The 296-nt window shown below is 68.9% G+C and carries 1 protein-coding gene; it reads right to left on the minus strand.

Annotated features, from left to right (window positions below; translation table 11 throughout):
- Window positions 1–296, minus strand: a 296-nt coding sequence (locus tag KVT37_RS31465) for a hypothetical protein (RefSeq protein ID WP_217578908.1), incomplete at both ends; no start/stop codon positions are given.

Genomic DNA, 296 nt, shown 5'->3' on the forward strand with positions numbered 1-296 from the left:
GATGGAACAGGATGCCATCCTGCAGCGGCGACAGCGCATAGATGTCCTGGACATTGCCGATGCCACCCGGCACCGCCTCCACCACCCGGTCGATCTCCGCCTGGCTGAGCTCCGCCAGCGGTACCATCGCCGGTGTGATCGTCCGGGTTTGCGGCGTGATCCCGTTGGCGGGAACCGACACCTCGCGGCTGCGTCCCAGCTTCGCGGCAAAATCCGCCAGCCGAGGCTGCTCGAACAGGTCCCGGATCGCCGCGCCCAGACCCAGCCGCCGCAGCCGCTCCAGCAGCTTCACCGCC

Source organism: Mesorhizobium sp. GbtcB19 (genome assembly GCF_019091085.1).
In the GTDB taxonomy this organism is placed as follows: Bacteria; Pseudomonadota; Alphaproteobacteria; order Rhizobiales; family Rhizobiaceae; genus Mesorhizobium.